The sequence below is a fragment of the Anaeromassilibacillus sp. 1001302B_160321_C8 genome (assembly GCF_015554745.1).
Taxonomy (GTDB): Bacteria; Bacillota; Clostridia; order Oscillospirales; family Acutalibacteraceae; genus Anaeromassilibacillus; species Anaeromassilibacillus stercoravium.
In genome coordinates, this window is the sequence record NZ_JADNJD010000006.1 from 117,732 (window position 1) to 134,417 (window position 16,686).

Genomic DNA, 16,686 nt, shown 5'->3' on the forward strand with positions numbered 1-16,686 from the left:
GCTTCAAATGCGATAGAACGGGAGAAAAAAGAATGAAGCCTGAGCTTGAAAAGATATTGATGAAGGTGCAGAAGCCGGGGCGGTATACCGGCGGGGAATGGAACAGCGTGGTAAAGGATAAACATGCAGTCGATGTGCGGTTTGCCTTCTGCTTTCCAGATACGTATGAGGTCGGGATGTCCCATCTGGGCATGAAGATTTTATATAGCCTTTTCAATGAAAAGGACTATATCTGGTGTGAGCGTGTATTCGCCCCCTGGGTGGATATGGAAGAGCAGATGCGCAGGAATGGAATGGAACTCTTTGGGTTGGAGAGCGGGGATAGCATCCACGATTTCGATATACTGGGATTTACGCTGCAATATGAACTGAGCTACAGCAATGTCCTGAATATGCTGGATCTGGCGCATATCCCGCTGCGCAGTGCAGACCGGAAAGGGCTTTCGCCGCTGGTCGTGGCGGGCGGTCCCTGCACCTGCAATCCGGAGCCGCTGGCCGATTTTGTCGATCTCTTTTTCCTTGGAGAGGGGGAGGAGGTCGATCTGGAAGTGATCGACCTATACCGCGCTTATAAAAAGGAAGGGCGCTCCAAGGAGGAATTCCTGCGGGCCGCGGCGCAGATCGAGGGAGTCTATGTACCGTCCCTCTACACGGTTACGTACAACGAAGACCATACCATTGCTGCGGTAACGCCGGAGCCGGGAGTGCCCGCGACAGTCAAGAAGCGCCTGATGCTCGATATGGACCGCTCGTATTTCCCGGAGAAATTTGTTGTGCCGTACATTGAAATCGTACACGACCGGACGGTCGGAGAGGTGTTCCGCGGCTGCATCCGTGGCTGCCGCTTCTGCCAGGCCGGGTTTATTTACCGCCCAGTGCGGGAGAAGTCGGTGGAGGTGGTGGACCGTCAGTGCCACGCCCTCTGCGACAGCACGGGATACAACGAGATTTCGCTCTCGTCTTTGAGCACCAGCGACTATACCAAGATCGACGAGCTCCTCGATCAGCTCCTGAGCTGGGCACGCGACGAAAAGACCAGCGTGTCCCTGCCCTCCCTGCGGGTGGATGGGTTTTCCAATGAATTGATGACGAAGATTAAATCCGTGCGAAAGAGCGGCCTGACGTTTGCGCCGGAGGCCGGCACCCAGCGCCTGCGCGACGTGATCAACAAAAATGTCCAAGAGGACGAGCTGATGAAGACGGTGAATATGGCGTTTTCCGGCGGTTGGAACACCATCAAGCTCTACTTTATGATCGGACTGCCGACCGAAACCATGGACGACGTGGCGGGGATTGCGGAATTGGGCCAGAAGGTGGTCAATGCCTTTTATTCCAATCCCAATAAGCCGAAGGGACGCGGTGTGTCGGTCACGCTGAGCGCGTCCTCCTTTGTGCCGAAGCCCTTTACCCCGTTTCAGTGGGAGCCGCAGGACCCCATCCCGCTGCTGCACGAAAAGCAGCGCCATCTGGTGCAGTCGGTCAAGACGCGGAAAATCACCTGCAACTACCACGATGCGGACACCAGCTTTTTGGAGGCTGTGTTTGCACGCGGCGACCGCCGCCTTTGCGCTGTGTTGGAAGAAGCGCATCGGATGGGATGCAAGTTTGACGGGTGGAACGATTATTTTTCGCTTCCACGCTGGATGGAGGCGTTTGAAGCCTGCGGGGTGGACCCGGCGTTTTATGCCAACCGCCGCCGGAGTTTTGATGAGGTGCTTCCCTGGGACCATTTGGATTACGGCATCCGAAAGGAGTTCCTAATCCGGGAATGCCAGCGGGCCTATGCGGACACCACAACTCCGAATTGCCGCGAGGCGTGTTCCGCCTGCGGCGCAGCTTGCTTTAAGGGAGGGATCTGCTATGAGGACCGTTAGAATCTGGTTCCGGAAGATTGGGACCACGCGGTTTATCTCCCATTTGGACCTGACCCGCTGTATGTCGCGGGCGATTCATCGTGCGAAAATCCCGCTGTGGTATACGCAGGGCTTTAACCCGCGCGCGCTTTTGACCTTTGCGCTGCCGTTGTCCCTGGGCGTGGCGGGCGAGCGTGAAAGCGTGGACATCAAGTTGGAGGACGACAACTTGTCCAACGAAGAGCTGCTGGAGCGCTTAAACGCGGCGATGCCGGACGACTTGCCGGTGTTTGCTGTGACGGACCCCGTGATGAAACCGGGAAAGATCGCGTATGCCTCGTTTGTGATGACCGTGGACCCCGAGGGCCGGGACGCTGGCACATTGGCCCAGCAGTTGACAGAGCTGTTTCACCGGGATTCGCTTGTCGTCCCCAAGCACACCAAAAGTGGGTTTATCGACTTCGACATCCGCCCGTATCTGGACCGTGTGGAGGTGTGCCCTGTGGAGGGAAAGGTGGAGATTCGCGCCATGCTTCCCGCTGGAAGCGAGATGAATGTCAACCCCAGCCTGCTGTTGGAGGCGGTTCAAAAAGAATTGGGGCTGGATCTGTATACGCAGATCCGGCGGACGAACCTCTACGACGAACAGTTCCATGCGTTTCAATGAGGCAGCCATTCTGTTTTTTAGCGGCCTAATGGCCGCGCTGTGAGACGGGAGGATTTTTAAAGAAGATAGGAGGCAACCGCGATGCCGAACTTGCGAAAGATGCTTGGAAACGTTCAATCGGAAGAGTGCCGCTCCCTGATGCGGCTGATGGAGACGCAGAGTAAGAAGACGCTGGCGGATTGGGCGGTCGCCTATGCGAAAGCCCATTATCTGCCGGTTTTTGAAGCGGCGTGCCCGGGGGAACGGCGCTTGGCGGAAACGGTGGCTGCTTGTGAAGCATATGGGAAGGGGCAAACGTCACTGAATGAACTCAAGCCGCTGCTCCGGGAGGCGGCGCAGGTCGCCCGCGCTTTAGCGGACCATCCGGTCGCGCAGGCAGCGGCCCGCGCGGTTTCTGTGGCCTGTTCCACCGTTCAAACGCCGACCAATGCGCTGGGCTATCTGTTTTATGGGGCCGCGGCCGTCGCATACAGCCAGGCCGGTTTGGATAGGACCGCGAGGGAGTACGAAGAGCTGGCCGCTGTAGAGTTCCAAAGGGCCTACGCCTCTTTGCAAAAGGCCTGCATACCGGACGAACCCCATCCGGCGAAACTGCACTGGAACTGCTGATAGGGACGCTTTGGCCGCCGGTTAATTTTCGCATTTCTGCATCCCGAAAAAAGAATTTTGGGGATGGGACGAGAAAGATGCGAAAAAGCGGAAAAAATCCTTGCACGTTTTGGCGGATTGTGGTATGATATATAGGCATTTGGAAACCGCCGCACTCTTTCGGTGGGGTTCAGTGCCCGGATGATTCCGCGACATTGAAGCGGACAGTCCTCTGCCGGATCACACCGGTATGAATGTCTGAAAAATTTAGGAGGATACACATGGACGCATTGAAATTGATTGCTCAGGATTCCGTAAAGACGGAAATTCCCCAGTTCGAGGTTGGCGACACCATCCGCATTGATGTTAACATCCGCGAAGGTGATCGCGAGAGAATTCAGGTGTTTGAGGGCACTGTGATCGCCCGCAAGGGTTCCGGCATCTCCGAAACGTTTACGGTTCGCCGCGTTTCCTATGGCGTCGGCGTGGAGAGAGTGTTCCCGCTGCATTCCCCGAACGTCAAGGGTATTAAGATCGTTCGTAAGGGCCGTGTACGCCGTGCAAAGCTGTACTTCCTGCGCGACAGAGTCGGCAAGGCCGCGAAGGTCAAGGAACAAATCAGATAAGCATTCGATGGAAAAAGGGACATGTGATGTCCCTTTTTTGTTTATCGCACGGGGAGGAATGTCTTCCGTGCAGTTGAGAAAGCAGGTGGATTTGGCTATGGAGCAACAGAATCTTTCCCCCAGAGAGGATGACGCTGCGGTTGCACAAGACCCGCAAAAAGGCGTTGTCAAAAGCTGTTATGAGTGGATGGAGGCGATTATCCCTGCGCTCATCCTCATTATGGTGTTTTTCACATTTGTAATCCGTAGCATTACGGTCTCTGGGCCGTCGATGGAGCCGACCTTGATGGACCAATATAAGGTATGGGTATCCTGCATCGGCTATACCCCCCAGGCGGGCGACGTTGTCGTTGTGGATGGTTCTGGTACGCAGTTAGACGAGGTGATCGTCAAGCGCATCATCGCCACAGAGGGCCAGACCGTGGACATCGATTTCGACAACGGCTATGTCTATGTGGATGGCCAACAGCTCGATGAGAGCGCATACATCGAGAACGGCATCACACGGGATCAGTATGACGTGGAGTTTCCCCAGACCGTTCCGGAAGGCCATGTCTTTGTGTTGGGGGACAACCGCACGGTCTCCAAAGACAGCCGCGATTCCGAGGTCGGGATGATCGACCAGCGCTGTATCATCGGAAAGGTACAGATGATCTATCAGCCGTTCTCCGAATTCGGATGGGTTTCGTGATGAAAAAAGGAGCTCTGGTCCCTGTTGAATGAGAGGGAAAAGATGGAATATACCGGCGGGCCGCGCCATGCAGTCCAGCCGGTGAAACGTTTTGTGGCGCACTGCTATGAATGGCTGGAGGCGTTGATCTCTTCGCTGATCGTAGTGGTGCTTCTGTTCACCCTGCTGTTTCGCATCGTCAATGTGAGCGGGCCTTCCATGCTGCCGACCTTGCAGAGCAACGACCGCGTCTTGTTGACGAGCTATTTCTACCAGCCAAAGCAGGGGGATGTGGTGGTAATCACCCATACGGCAAAGCTCCAGGGACCGATCATCAAGCGTGTGATCGCCTTGGAAAACCAGACGGTGGACATCGACTTTGAAACCGGAACGGTCTATGTGGATGGACAAGCTCTGGATGAAAGCGCATATATTGAGAACGGCATCACCACGCAGCCGTCCGACTATACCTATCCGCTGACGGTCCCGCCGGGGCATCTCTTTGTGCTGGGGGATAACCGGGCGGTGTCCAACGACAGCCGCAGCAGTGCGGTGGGGATGATCGACGAGCGGTATGTGCTGGGCAAGGCGGAATTCGTGGTATTTCCCTTTAGCCGTTTTGGAAAGATTCTATAGAAACACGACAGGAGGGATCGTATGAGCGAAGCACAGTCCATTCAATGGTTTCCGGGCCATATGACGCGGACCAAGCGGCAGATTGAAAAGAGCCTAAAGCTGGTGGACGCGGTGGCCGAGATCATCGATGCGCGTATTCCGGTCAGCAGCCGGAACCCGGTCCTCGACAAGCTGATTCAATCGAAGCCGCGCGTCATTTTGATGAACAAGTGCGACATGGCGGACCCGGCGCAGACCGCCCGCTGGATCGCGTATTATAAGGCGCAGGGGATCCCCGCGATCGCCATCGACTGCAAAACCAACAAAGGATTGAACGGATTCATCCCGCTGGTGAAAGAGGTCTTGAAGGACCGCATCGCCGCATGGCAAGCAAAGGGCATGGTGTGCCGCCAGATCCGCGTGATGGTGGTGGGCATCCCGAACGTGGGGAAGAGCTCGTTGATCAACCGCCTTTCCAAGGGCGGCAAGGCGAACGTCGAGGACCGCCCGGGCGTTACACGCTCCAATCAGTGGTTCTCGATTGCAAAGGGCTTTGAGCTCTTGGACACCCCCGGCGTACTCTGGCCGAAATTCGAGGACAAGGAGGTCGGGGAACACCTGGCTTTTACCGGCGCCGTCAAGGACGAGGTGGTCGACACCGAGCATTTGGCTTCGCGGCTGTTGGAGGTCCTGCGGGACCGCTATGCGGATGCGGTCAAGCAGCGGTATAAGCTCGGGGACATTGACCTTTCCGAATTAAAAGGATATGAGATTTTGGAATGGATCGGAAAAAAGCGCGGAATGCTGATTTCCGGCGGCGAGATTGACACAGAGCGCGCCTCCATTGCGGTGTTGGATGAATTCCGCGGCGCAAAGATGGGGCGTATTACGCTGGAGGCAGCCCCTGCCCCGGCGGGAAAATGAGGTGCGTATGGAACAGATCGACTGGTTTGCACACGAGTCGGCGGCGCGCCAACGGGGATTTGTACAGGTATGCGGCATCGACGAAGCGGGACGCGGCCCTTTGGCTGGCCCGGTGTTCGCTGCCGCTGTTCTTTTGCCCGTGGGCGTGCAGATCGAAGGACTCAACGATTCCAAAAAATTGAGCGAGAAAAAGAGGGAGCAGCTCTTTGACGTCATCCAGGAAACGGCGATCAGCACCTCCATCGCATTTGCCACAGAGCAGGAGATCGATGAGATCAACATCCTCCAAGCGACCTTTTTGGCAATGCGCCGTGCCTGCGAGGGGCTTTCTGTCCGCCCGGATTATGCTTTGATCGATGGCAACCGCATGCCGCCCCTGGATATCCCGGGGGAGACGATCGTGAAAGGGGATGCCTGTTCCGCCAACATTGCGGCCGCATCCATCTTGGCGAAAGTGAGCAGGGACCGTCTGATGCTGGAGCTGGACAAACTCTATCCGGAGTATCAATTTGCCAAACACAAAGGGTATGGGACGAAGCTTCACCGGGAGCTCTTACAGCAATATGGGCCGTGCCCCATCCACCGGCGTTCCTTTTTGAAAAAGATTCTGGGGGAATCCCTTTGAACAGTGGTGCGTTTGGCGAAGAATGGGTCGCCAGGTATCTGCAAAAGAAGGGCTGGGAGATCCTGGAGCGGAACTACCACAGCCGGTATGGGGAAATAGACATGATTGCCGTGGACGGTCCGTATATTGTCTTTGTAGAGGTCAAAACCCGCTCGGCGGATTCGATCGCCGGCCCGCTGGAAGCCGTGACACCGGGCAAGAGGAAACGGCTCATACGCACGGCGCTGGATTATTTGCAGGCGCATGAACTGGATCTGCAACCGCGCTTCGATGTGGCGGCGGTTGTTGTCGGGCAGGGGGAACCGTCCGTGGAATACCTCGAAGATGCATTTGATGGAGGCGGCTATGAACTATTTTGACCTGCACTGCGACACCATTGCGGAGTGTTGGAAACAGAAAAAGGACCTCTGGGACAACGACCTGCACCTTTGCTTAAAGCGCGGTGCAGCATACCACCCTTGGCTTCAGTGTTTTGCCGCATGGATTCCCGACGAGCTGCGCGGGGAGGCGGCTTACCGCTACTTTGAAGCGGTGTATGGGGAACTCTTGCGCCAAGAGACTCTGCACGGCGATAAGCTCAAGATCTGCCGGGATGAGGAGGATTTCCAGGAGGCGGCGCGGACGGAAAAGTGCGGCGCAATTTTTACCGTGGAGGGCGGCGCGGCGCTCGGCGGCCGGCTCGAGCGTGTGGACCGGCTCAAGGAGTGCGGCGTCAAAGCGGTCACGCTCACCTGGAACGCCTCCTGCGAGATCGGGGACGGCGCGGAAGTGGCCCATCCCAAGGGGCTGACGCCGTTCGGCCGGGAGGTTGTGCGGGAGCTGGAACGGAACCGCATCGCGGTGGATGTATCCCATGCGGGCGAACCGCTCTTTTGGGAGGTGGCAGAAAGGGCCCAAAGGCCGTTCCTGGCCACGCATTCCAATGCCCGCGCGCTCTGTAACAATCCGCGCAACCTGACGGACAGCCAATTTTGCGCGGTCCGGGACCGGGGCGGCGTGGTCGGTGTGACCTTTGTGCGCCGCTTTCTGGACGACTCTTGGGAAGCCGGTGTGGACGACCTCTTGCGGCACATCGAGCACTTTCTTTCTTTGGGCGGCGAAAAGACGGTTGCTCTCGGAGGGGATTTTGATGGAACGGACCTTCCGGACGGCATGACGGGGGTCGAGTCCGTGGAGGCACTGGGGGACTGTATGTTGCGGCATAATTACCCGGAATCGCTCGTCCAGGCAATTTTTTTTGACAATGCATACCGTTTTTTCACTTCTCTTTGACAACTGTACATTTCTATTATAAAATAGAACGGCGACAAAAGCGCGGCTGAAAATCTTCAAGCGTTCCCGCATCCGCTGGGGGCTTTCAAACGCGCTTTGGGACGGCGGAAAACAGAAGGAGGAAACAACATGAACTATCAATGCACAAGGAATAGCGCCGAGCATGTCTCCGCGGCGCAGGCCATTGCGCAGGGAATCAGCGAGGATGGGGGCCTTTTTGTGCCAGAAAGCCTGCCGCAGTACGATTCCTCCGTGCTGGAGGGGATGAAGGACGGCACATACCTCGACCGTGCAGAGCGGATTCTCGGAGATTTCCTGACGGATTTTACCCCGGAGGAAATTCGCGAATGTGTGAAGAAGGCCTATGGTGGAGAGAAATTTTCCGGAGGGCATCCTGCGCCCCTGGTGGAGCTGCCGAATTGTCCGGCCCCCGTGCATCTCTTGGAGCTTTGGCACGGGCCGACTTGTGCGTTTAAGGACATGGCGCTCCAACTTCTGCCGCACCTGTTGACGAAATCCCTGCAAAAAATCCACTCGGATAAGACAGCGGTGATCCTGGTGGCGACCTCCGGCGATACCGGCAAGGCGGCTTTGGAGGGCTTCCGCGATGTGGCGGGGACAAAGATCATGGTGTTCTACCCGCAGAACGGTGTGAGCGCGATGCAGAAGACCCAGATGACCACCCAGGAGGGCGAAAACGTCGCTGTGTGCGCCATCGAGGGCAATTTCGACGATGCACAGACCGGCGTGAAGCGCATCTTTACCGATCCGGCGATGAAGGAAACCCTAGCGGAAAATGGCATGATGTTTTCCAGTGCGAATTCCATCAACTGGGGACGCCTTCTTCCGCAGATTGTCTACTATTTCTCCGCGTACAGCGATCTCCTGAAAGTGGGAAAGGTGCAGCTGGGGCAGGAAATCAATATTGTCGTGCCGACGGGCAACTTTGGCAATATTTTGGCCGCATATTATGCGAAGAAGATGGGACTGCCGGTCCATAAGTTGATCTGTGCCTCCAACGCGAACAATGTGCTGACGGAGTTCCTGCGCACCGGCGTGTATGACCGCAACCGCCAGTTCTTCACGACGATTTCGCCGTCCATGGATATCCTGGTATCCAGCAATCTGGAGCGCCTGCTGTATGACCTCACGGGGCGCGACAGCGAGCGCGTGGCGGGCTGGATGCAGCAGCTCTCCGAGACTGGACGGTATGAAGTAGAGCCGGAGATTCTGAAACAGTTGCAGGAGATCTTTTACGCGGGCTTCTGCGACGATGCACAGACATGCGGGGCCATTCATGAAATCTACAATATGTCCCACTATGTTTGCGACACGCATACAGCGGTGGCGATACAGGTGTACCGGCATTATCTGGCGGAAACCCAGGATACGAAAACGCCTACGGTTGTTGCTTCTACCGCAAATCCCTATAAATTCGCGACCAGCGTCCTGCTGTCGGTTGACCAAACGAAAGCAAGTGGCGACGACCTTGCCAATGTGCGCGCTTTGGAGGCGCTCACCGGAGCGCCCATCCCGCAGCCCATCGCCGCGCTGGAAGGAAAGCCGGTTCGCTTCACCCAATGCTGTACGCCGGACGGCATGAGCGATATGGTGCTCAGCGGGCTGGGCATCGCAAAGGAATAAAAGCTTCCGGCCTTCCATTTTTAGAAAGGACGATTACAATAGCCGTATTTGCAATTGCGGACCTGCATCTTTCCTTGGGCACGGATAAACCGATGGACGTCTTTGAAGGATGGCAGGACTACGTACAAAAACTGGAAAAGAATTGGCGCGCTGTCGTTTCTGAAGAGGACACCGTGGTGATCGCCGGGGACATCTCCTGGGCGATGCGCCTGGAAGAGACGGAGAAGGATTTTGCGTTTATCCACTCGCTGCCGGGAAAGAAATGGCTTTTGAAGGGGAACCACGATTATTGGTGGTCCACCCGGAAAAAGATCGATGCTTTCCTTGCGGAGAAGGGGTTTGACAGTATCGGCGTGATCCATAATTCAGCGGTGCTCGCGGACGGGATGGCGCTCTGCGGTACGCGCGGATGGCTTTATAACGCAGAGAGCGACGAGGACGTCAAGATCGTCAATCGCGAGGTTGGGCGGCTAAACGCCTCCATCGACGATGGGATCCGGCAGGGCGGCGACCCGGTGGTGTTCCTGCATTACCCTCCCGTATACGATGGGGCGGAATGCCGGGAGATTCTCGACGTCCTGGTCAAGCGGGGGATTAAGACCTGCTATTTTGGGCATATCCACGGAAGCCAAGCGGCGCGGCGTGCCATCACCGGCGAATATGCCGGGATTAAGATGGTGCTGATTTCCTGCGACCATCTGAAGTTTTTGCCTCTGCTGGTCCGAGGAGAATAAAAATTTTACACGGCAGGCCGAGAGAAAAGCGGAGAGGGGGAAGGAAAGCCCTTCCGCTCCGCGCAAGCGAGGCTTTTCCTTGCAAAAACCCGGAGCGATGGCCATCTCAGAGGCTGTTCGCAGGCTGGTGTTCGAGTGAAAAGGCAGGAGCGGTACTGGAAGAAAGGCTCTTCCGTCTCGCTGCGCGGCTTCTCTTTTCAGAAGGCCTTCGGGCGGTCCAGTGGCTGCCTTCGGCGTAGCCGTGAACATTTTTTGAATATTTTTACAATGGGTAGAATATCCTGAACTGTTGTGCTATAATAACTAAGATAATTTGCAATTTTGCAGGAGGAATAAAAATGGCTCTGAAATCAAGCAATAAGGTTGACACCAATCGCTATCAGCTGGAAGTTGAAATCGACGGCGAAACTTTTGAAAAAGCGGTGGATCAGGCATACCATAAGCAGAACAAGAAAATTGTGATCCCTGGCTTCCGCAAGGGAAAGGCTCCGCGCGCTTTTGTCGAGAAATATTATGGCCAAGAGGTTTTCTATGAGGATGCGATCAATGCGCTCTATCCGGACGCATTGGAAGAGGCTGTCAACGAAGCGAAGCTTGACATGATTGAAGATAAAATTGATTTTGACCTCGTTTCCGCCGGCAAGGACGGTCTTGTTTTCAAAGCGACCATCACCACCAAGCCGGAAGTGCAGATCGAGGGATATAAGGGCATTGAAGCGAAGAAGGCGAAAGTTGCCGTGACCGACGAAGCGGTTGACGCAGAAATCGCCAAGGTGCAGGACCGCAACTCCCGCATGGTGACGGTGGAAGACCGCGCTGCGCAGAACGGCGACATCGCTGTGATCGACTTTGAAGGATTTGTCGACGATGTCGCTTTCGAAGGCGGCAAGGCGGAAAACTTCAGCTTGACGCTCGGTTCCGGCCAGTTTATTCCGGGCTTTGAGGAGCAGATCGTTGACCATAAGACGGGCGAAGAGTTTGACATCAAGGTGACCTTCCCGGAGGATTACCAGGCCAAGGAACTCGCAGGAAAAGAAGCGGTGTTCAAGATCAAGCTGCATGAGATCAAGATGAAGGAACTGCCGGAAGTGGACGACGACTTTGTAAAAGACGTCAGCGATTTCGATACGCTCGACGAGTACAAGGCCGATGTGCGCAAGAAGTTGGAAGACGCAGCGGAAGCCCAGGCCAAGGACGGCGTGGAGAACCAGCTGATCGACAAGCTCGTGGAATTGGTCCAGGCGGAGATCCCGGAGGCAATGTATACGAACCGTATGAACGACGACGTCCGCGATTTCGCTTATCGTTTGCAGTCCCAGGGCCTGAACTTGAATACATACCTGCAGTACACGGGTATGAATATGGACGGACTGCGCCAGTCCTTCCGCCCGCAGGCAGAGCGCCAGGTCAAGGTTCGCCTTGCACTTGAAAAGATTGCACAGCTTGAGAACATCCAGCCGACCGACGAGGAGATCGAGGCGGAGTATGAGAAGCTGGCGAAGAACTATGAGCTCGACGTGGAGAAGGTCAAGTCCTTTATTCCGAAGGAGGAGCTTGTCAAGGACATCGCCGTGGAAAAGGCCATCCAGGTTGTGCGCGACAATGCAGTTGTGACCGAGGCCGACGAGGCGGAGGACGCCAAGGCAGAAGACGCGAAGGACGCGGAATAAGTTTGTTGTATAATCAGCGGAAAAGCGGCCAAAGCTCTGTACGTGTTTGTCACCGAGGGGGCGCAGGTCTCCGCTGCTGAAGCCGCCGTGCTTCCCACGCGGAACACGGCGGCAAGCCCTTTATAGATTTTCGCGTGGAGAATCGAGGATTCTACGATGATTTTTGGAAATAGCTATACCGATATGAGCTTGGTCCCCTACGTGGTGGAACAGACGAGCCGCGGAGAGCGCTCTTATGACATTTTCTCCCGCCTGCTCAACGACCGCATCATTATGCTGACGGAAGAAGTGAACGACACGACTTCCAGTTTGGTAGTTGCGCAGCTGCTCTACCTGGAAGGACAGGACCCAAGTAAGGATATTTCCCTCTATATCAACAGCCCCGGCGGTTCCGTGACTGCGGGCCTGGCCATCTATGACACCATGCAGTATATCAAATGCGATGTATCCACGATTTGCATGGGGATGGCGGCCAGCATGGGTGCATTTTTGCTGGCGGCGGGCGCCAAAGGCAAGCGCCTTGCGCTGCCCAACAGCGATATTATGATCCATCAGCCGAGCGGTGGCGCCCAGGGGCAAGCGACCGATATTCAGATTCATACGAACCATATCCTACAGACCAAAAAGCGCCTGAACCGCATCCTTTCTGAGCGCACTGGCCAGCCGCTGGAGGTAATCGAGCGCGATACGGAGCGCGATAATTTCATGACCGCGGAGCAGGCGATGGAATACGGCCTCATTGATAAGGTGATTGAACATCGTTGAGGGAAAGCGCTTCCTGTAGGAAACCTTTTGTGATTGAGATAGGTTGGTGATACGAATGCCCAATAACGACGACATCAAAGAGAGAGGCATTTGCTGCTCCTTTTGTGGAAAGCCGCAGAGCGAGGCGCGCCGGCTGATCGCCGGCCCCGGCGTTTATATCTGCGACGAATGCATCGAGCTGTGTATGTCCATCTTGGAGGACGAAAACAGTCTGAACACCCGTAAGAGCAGCTACAGCGAGACCTCTGCCGTGCTGCCAAAGCCGCAGGAAGTCAAAAAACAGCTTGACGAATATGTGATTGGGCAGGACGAGGCCAAGATTGCGCTGTCCGTGGCAGTCTATAACCACTATAAGCGCATTTACTACGGAAAAGACGATGTGGAGCTCACAAAGAGCAATGTGCTTTTGCTGGGACCCACGGGCGTTGGAAAGACACTTCTTGCACAGACACTGGCCAAGATTCTGGATGTGCCGTTTGCCATCGCGGATGCCACCACACTGACAGAGGCCGGTTACGTGGGCGAGGACGTGGAAAATATTCTGCTGCGTTTAATTCAGGCGGCGGACTACGACATTGAGCGCGCCGAACGCGGGATCATCTATATCGACGAGATCGATAAGATTGCCCGCAAGTCGGAGAACCCGTCGATCACCCGCGACGTGAGCGGCGAGGGTGTGCAGCAGGCTTTGCTGAAGATTTTGGAGGGAACGATCTCGAACGTGCCTCCGCAGGGCGGGCGCAAACATCCCCAGCAGGAGTTTTTGCAGATCGATACTTCCAACATCCTGTTTATCTGCGGCGGAGCCTTTGACGGATTGGAGAAGGTCGTGGAAAAGCGCACGGCTTCCTCTTCGATGGGATTTGGTGCGGATGTCCGCAGCAAGAAGGATTTGGATACCACAGCTTGGATGCAGGATGTCATTCCGCACGATCTGGTCAAATTTGGTTTGATCCCGGAGCTGGTGGGCCGTTTGCCGGTCATCGCTGCGCTGAATGGGCTGGATGAGGATTCGTTGGTGCGCATCCTCACAGAACCGCGGAATAGCCTGCTGAACCAGTATAAGAAGCTGTTCCAGCTCGACAAGGTGGAATTGGTATTCCAGCCGGAAGCACTGCGGGCAGTTGCACGCAAGACCATAGAGCGCAAGACCGGCGCACGCGGTCTGCGGAGCATTATGGAAGAGATCTTGACGCCGCTGATGTACGAGGTACCCACAGACTACACGGTGGAACAGGTAACCATTACGCCGGAAACGGTGGAGAAGGGCGAACCGCCTTTGCTCACCTATAATCCGGATCGCAAGCCTGTTAAGATCAAGATTACAACGTCGAGAAAACGCGGGAGAAAAGATACCGCGTGATGCGTATCCGCGAACGGCGGGGCGCAATCGATTTGAAGAACGATGGCTGTTGCAGCGGGGCGGCTGAAAAGCCCTCCGCCTTGCGGCAGCCATTTCTACTAGGAGCGTCCCCACTTGGATTTCAGGATTTTTGAAGCAAAAGGAGGGCGCCGCAGAAGAGCCAAAGGATCCCCGGATGCTTTTCCGGATGTCTTTGGGCACTTGGAGGGATTCACATGAGTACGATTGAATTGGCCAATAGGCGAGATGAGAATATGGTACTGCCCGTGTTGGCCCTGCGTGGACTGGTGGTCTTCCCAGGGATGATGCTGCAATTCGACGTAGGCAGAAAGAAGTCGATTCTGGCGCTATCCAAGGCCATGGACGAGAATCAATTGATTTTTCTCGTGGCGCAGAAGGATCTCGGAGAAAATGAGCCGAAGTTCCAGGACTTGTACCGCATCGGTGTGGTGGCGAAGATCAAACAGGTGGTGCGCCATCCGGAAGAGGGCGTGCGGGTCTTTGTAGAGGGCCTGTACCGGGCGGAATTGGAGAGCCTCCAGGAGAGCGAACCGTTCCTGCTGGGAGAGGTCCTGCCGGTTCGAACCCGTGCTTACCGCCGGACCCAGCGCAGTGAGGCGTTAATCCGCTTTACACAGACCCTTTTTGAGCAGTACCTGCAAAACTACAGCCGCGTCCCGCCGGATATTGTCGTCGGTGTGGTGCAAAAGAAGGATTGTGGGGAGCTTGCGGACTTTATCGCTGCCAATATCATGTTCGATTATGAACAGAAACAGCGCATTTTGGAGGAGCTCTCCCCGGTCAAACGCTTGAACAAGCTCGTGGAGATCTTGCAGCGTGAAGTGCAGGTCCTTGAGATCGAAAGCCAGATCAGCGAGAAGGCCAAGGAGCAGATCGATCAGAATCAGCGGGAATATTTCCTGCGCGAGCAGATGAAGGCGATTTCCTATGAGTTGGGAGAGGACGACAATCCGCAGGAGGAGGCTGACGAATTCCGCGACCGCATCGCAAAGCTCCAGCTTCCGGAATTGCAGGAGAAAAAGCTCCTGAAGGAGTGCGACCGCTTGGCAAAACTGCCGTATGGCTCGCATGAGGCAGGGGTGATCGTGGGCTATTTGGAGAATTGCCTGGAACTGCCTTGGAACACCACCAGCAAGGAGCACATTGACTTAGAAAAGGCGCGTAAAATTCTCGATCGCGACCATTATGGTTTGAAGAAAGTCAAGGAGCGCATCCTGGAGGTCTTAGCGGTTAAAAAGCTATCGCCGGATATCAGGGGGCAAATCATCTGCTTGGTTGGGCCTCCGGGCGTTGGCAAGACCTCCATTGCGCGTTCGATTGCAGAGGCTATTGGGCGCAAATATGTGCGCGTCTCCCTCGGCGGCGTGCGGGATGAATCCGACATCGTGGGCCACCGTAAGACGTATGTGGGCGCCATGCCGGGACGTATCATTTCGGCCATCAAGCAGGCGGGGACAAAGAACCCGCTGCTTTTGCTGGACGAGATTGACAAGCTCAGCCACGATTTCCGCGGTGACCCGGCCTCCGCGCTTTTGGAGGTTCTGGATTCCGAGCAAAACGCCACCTTTTACGATCATTATATCGATATGCCGTTTGATTTGAGCGATGTCATGTTTATCACAACGGCAAACGATTATAGCGCAATCCCAGAACCGCTGGCGGACCGTATGGACGTGATCACATTGGGAAGCTATATCCATGAGGAGAAATTCCAGATCGCGACTAAGCACTTGATTCCCAAGCAGTTTAAAAAGCACGGCATTTCCTCTAAGCAGGTTCGCATTCAGCCAGCCGCTGTACATGCGCTGATCGACGGTTATACCCGCGAAGCAGGCGTGCGCAATCTGGAAAGGCAGGTCGCCGCGCTGTGCCGCAAATGTGCGGTCAAGCTGGTGGAGGACGGCGAGGCGAAAATCACCATCGCTGCGAAGGATTTGGAGGGCCTTCTGGGACCTGCGAAGTTTAAGAACGACGATTTACACAAGACGGATGAAGTGGGCCTTGTCAACGGATTGGCCTGGACAAGCGTTGGCGGCGAGCTTTTGCCGATCGAGGTGGCGGTGATGGAGGGCACTGGGAAAATCGAATTGACGGGTTCCCTCGGCGATGTCATGAAAGAATCTGCGCGTACGGCCATCAGTTGCATCCGTACGCGTGCCTCCATGCTGGGAATCGACCACAATTTCCATGCAAAGTATGATATTCATATTCATGCGCCGGAGGGAGCGATCCCGAAGGATGGACCTTCCGCAGGCACCGCGATGGCGACGGCGATCACTTCGGCGCTATGCAATATTCCGATCCGCCACGATGTGGCGATGACAGGGGAGATTACCCTATTGGGCCGCGTATTGCCGATTGGAGGCCTCAAAGAGAAGACCATGGCGGCGTACCGCGCGGGTATTAAGACGGTCATCATTCCGTCGGACAACGTGCCGGACCTTGCTGAGGTGGACGACGTGGTCAAAAACAGCGTGCACTTCCTGCCGGTGCAGAAGGTGGACCAGGTTTTGGAGGCCGCGCTGGTGCGTATGCCGGAGCCGAAGCCGGAATCTGCACACACGCCCTCCGGCATCCTGCCCACTGCGGCGGGCCAAGCGGCGGCGACGGCGCCGCAGCTCCCGCAATAGGCGGGGGCGCCCTGGGAAA

Annotated in this window: 16 protein-coding genes; all 16 read left to right on the forward strand. The window is 55.8% G+C overall.

Annotated features, from left to right (window positions below; all coding sequences use genetic code 11):
- Positions 1 to 32 precede the first annotated feature (32 nt).
- The 16 genes from I2E77_RS06040 to lon all read left to right on the forward strand — a co-directional run bounded on the left by I2E77_RS06040 (position 33) and on the right by lon (position 16,667).
- The gene (locus I2E77_RS06040) at positions 33 to 1,874 is read left to right on the forward strand and encodes a TIGR03960 family B12-binding radical SAM protein (RefSeq protein WP_191441856.1); all 1,842 of its coding nucleotides are present in this window, start codon (positions 33 to 35) and stop codon (positions 1,872 to 1,874) included.
- Positions 1,861 to 2,520 carry a TIGR03936 family radical SAM-associated protein gene (locus I2E77_RS06045; RefSeq protein WP_191405466.1) on the forward strand — a complete coding sequence of 220 codons (660 nt, stop codon included), beginning with the start codon at positions 1,861 to 1,863 and terminating at the stop codon, positions 2,518 to 2,520. Before I2E77_RS06040 ends, I2E77_RS06045 begins: the two co-directional genes overlap by 14 nt.
- Before the next feature lie 81 nt (positions 2,521 to 2,601).
- Positions 2,602 to 3,129, forward strand: coding sequence for a putative immunity protein (locus I2E77_RS06050; RefSeq protein WP_195450818.1), 528 nt, complete (start codon positions 2,602 to 2,604; stop codon positions 3,127 to 3,129).
- Between the two features lie 260 nt (positions 3,130 to 3,389).
- Positions 3,390 to 3,734, forward strand: a complete 345-nt coding sequence (gene rplS, locus I2E77_RS06055) for a 50S ribosomal protein L19 (protein ID WP_087233396.1) — start codon at positions 3,390 to 3,392, stop codon at positions 3,732 to 3,734.
- A gap of 67 nt (positions 3,735 to 3,801) precedes the next feature.
- Positions 3,802 to 4,425, forward strand: coding sequence for a signal peptidase I (gene lepB / locus I2E77_RS06060; protein ID WP_330608914.1), 624 nt, complete (start codon positions 3,802 to 3,804; stop codon positions 4,423 to 4,425).
- 24 nt (positions 4,426 to 4,449) lie between these two features.
- Positions 4,450 to 5,040 (forward strand): signal peptidase I, encoded by a 591-nt coding sequence (gene lepB, locus I2E77_RS06065; protein WP_243252540.1) that lies wholly within the window; start codon positions 4,450 to 4,452, stop codon positions 5,038 to 5,040.
- 21 nt (positions 5,041 to 5,061) lie between these two features.
- Positions 5,062 to 5,943 (forward strand): ribosome biogenesis GTPase YlqF, encoded by an 882-nt coding sequence (gene ylqF / locus I2E77_RS06070; protein ID WP_087233399.1) that lies wholly within the window; start codon positions 5,062 to 5,064, stop codon positions 5,941 to 5,943.
- A 7-nt stretch (positions 5,944 to 5,950) separates the two neighbouring features.
- Entirely contained in the window at positions 5,951 to 6,568 is a 618-nt protein-coding gene (locus I2E77_RS06075) for a ribonuclease HII (RefSeq protein ID WP_191362813.1), read from the forward strand.
- Complete coding sequence (locus I2E77_RS06080) at positions 6,565 to 6,927, forward strand: YraN family protein (protein WP_207738200.1); 363 nt, start codon at positions 6,565 to 6,567, stop codon at positions 6,925 to 6,927. The genes I2E77_RS06075 and I2E77_RS06080 overlap by 4 nt, the downstream gene beginning before the upstream one ends.
- The gene (locus I2E77_RS06085) at positions 6,914 to 7,840 is read left to right on the forward strand and encodes a dipeptidase (RefSeq protein ID WP_195450819.1); all 927 of its coding nucleotides are present in this window, start codon (positions 6,914 to 6,916) and stop codon (positions 7,838 to 7,840) included. The genes I2E77_RS06080 and I2E77_RS06085 overlap by 14 nt, the downstream gene beginning before the upstream one ends.
- A gap of 129 nt (positions 7,841 to 7,969) precedes the next feature.
- Complete coding sequence (thrC, locus tag I2E77_RS06090; RefSeq protein WP_087233408.1) at positions 7,970 to 9,484, forward strand: threonine synthase; 1,515 nt, start codon at positions 7,970 to 7,972, stop codon at positions 9,482 to 9,484.
- A 38-nt stretch (positions 9,485 to 9,522) separates the two neighbouring features.
- Entirely contained in the window at positions 9,523 to 10,218 is a 696-nt protein-coding gene (locus I2E77_RS06095; protein WP_087233496.1) for a metallophosphoesterase, read from the forward strand.
- A gap of 338 nt (positions 10,219 to 10,556) precedes the next feature.
- Positions 10,557 to 11,888 (forward strand): trigger factor, encoded by a 1,332-nt coding sequence (tig, locus tag I2E77_RS06100; protein ID WP_087233411.1) that lies wholly within the window; start codon positions 10,557 to 10,559, stop codon positions 11,886 to 11,888.
- 183 nt (positions 11,889 to 12,071) lie between these two features.
- Positions 12,072 to 12,653, forward strand: a complete 582-nt coding sequence (clpP, locus tag I2E77_RS06105; RefSeq protein ID WP_087233499.1) for an ATP-dependent Clp endopeptidase proteolytic subunit ClpP — start codon at positions 12,072 to 12,074, stop codon at positions 12,651 to 12,653.
- 55 nt (positions 12,654 to 12,708) lie between these two features.
- On the forward strand, positions 12,709 to 14,016 hold the full coding sequence (gene clpX / locus I2E77_RS06110) for an ATP-dependent Clp protease ATP-binding subunit ClpX (protein WP_087233414.1): 1,308 nt from the start codon (positions 12,709 to 12,711) through the stop codon (positions 14,014 to 14,016).
- A gap of 215 nt (positions 14,017 to 14,231) precedes the next feature.
- A complete protein-coding gene (lon, locus tag I2E77_RS06115) occupies positions 14,232 to 16,667 on the forward strand; it encodes an endopeptidase La (RefSeq protein ID WP_195450820.1) in 2,436 nt (811 codons plus the stop codon).
- Positions 16,668 to 16,686 lie beyond the last annotated feature (19 nt).

What these genes read in the sequence shown, in the direction of transcription:
- I2E77_RS06040 (WP_191441856.1), top strand. Translation starts at nt 33, where the DNA reads ATGAAGCCTGAGCTTGAAAAGATATTGATGAAGGTGCAGAAGCCGGGG.
- I2E77_RS06045 (WP_191405466.1), top strand. Translation starts at nt 1,861, where the DNA reads ATGAGGACCGTTAGAATCTGGTTCCGGAAGATTGGGACCACGCGGTTT.
- I2E77_RS06050 (WP_195450818.1), top strand. Translation starts at nt 2,602, where the DNA reads ATGCCGAACTTGCGAAAGATGCTTGGAAACGTTCAATCGGAAGAGTGC.
- rplS (WP_087233396.1), top strand. Translation starts at nt 3,390, where the DNA reads ATGGACGCATTGAAATTGATTGCTCAGGATTCCGTAAAGACGGAAATT.
- ylqF (WP_087233399.1), top strand. Translation starts at nt 5,062, where the DNA reads ATGAGCGAAGCACAGTCCATTCAATGGTTTCCGGGCCATATGACGCGG.
- I2E77_RS06075 (WP_191362813.1), top strand. Translation starts at nt 5,951, where the DNA reads ATGGAACAGATCGACTGGTTTGCACACGAGTCGGCGGCGCGCCAACGG.
- I2E77_RS06085 (WP_195450819.1), top strand. Translation starts at nt 6,914, where the DNA reads ATGAACTATTTTGACCTGCACTGCGACACCATTGCGGAGTGTTGGAAA.
- thrC (WP_087233408.1), top strand. Translation starts at nt 7,970, where the DNA reads ATGAACTATCAATGCACAAGGAATAGCGCCGAGCATGTCTCCGCGGCG.
- tig (WP_087233411.1), top strand. Translation starts at nt 10,557, where the DNA reads ATGGCTCTGAAATCAAGCAATAAGGTTGACACCAATCGCTATCAGCTG.
- clpP (WP_087233499.1), top strand. Translation starts at nt 12,072, where the DNA reads ATGAGCTTGGTCCCCTACGTGGTGGAACAGACGAGCCGCGGAGAGCGC.
- clpX (WP_087233414.1), top strand. Translation starts at nt 12,709, where the DNA reads ATGCCCAATAACGACGACATCAAAGAGAGAGGCATTTGCTGCTCCTTT.
- lon (WP_195450820.1), top strand. Translation starts at nt 14,232, where the DNA reads ATGAGTACGATTGAATTGGCCAATAGGCGAGATGAGAATATGGTACTG.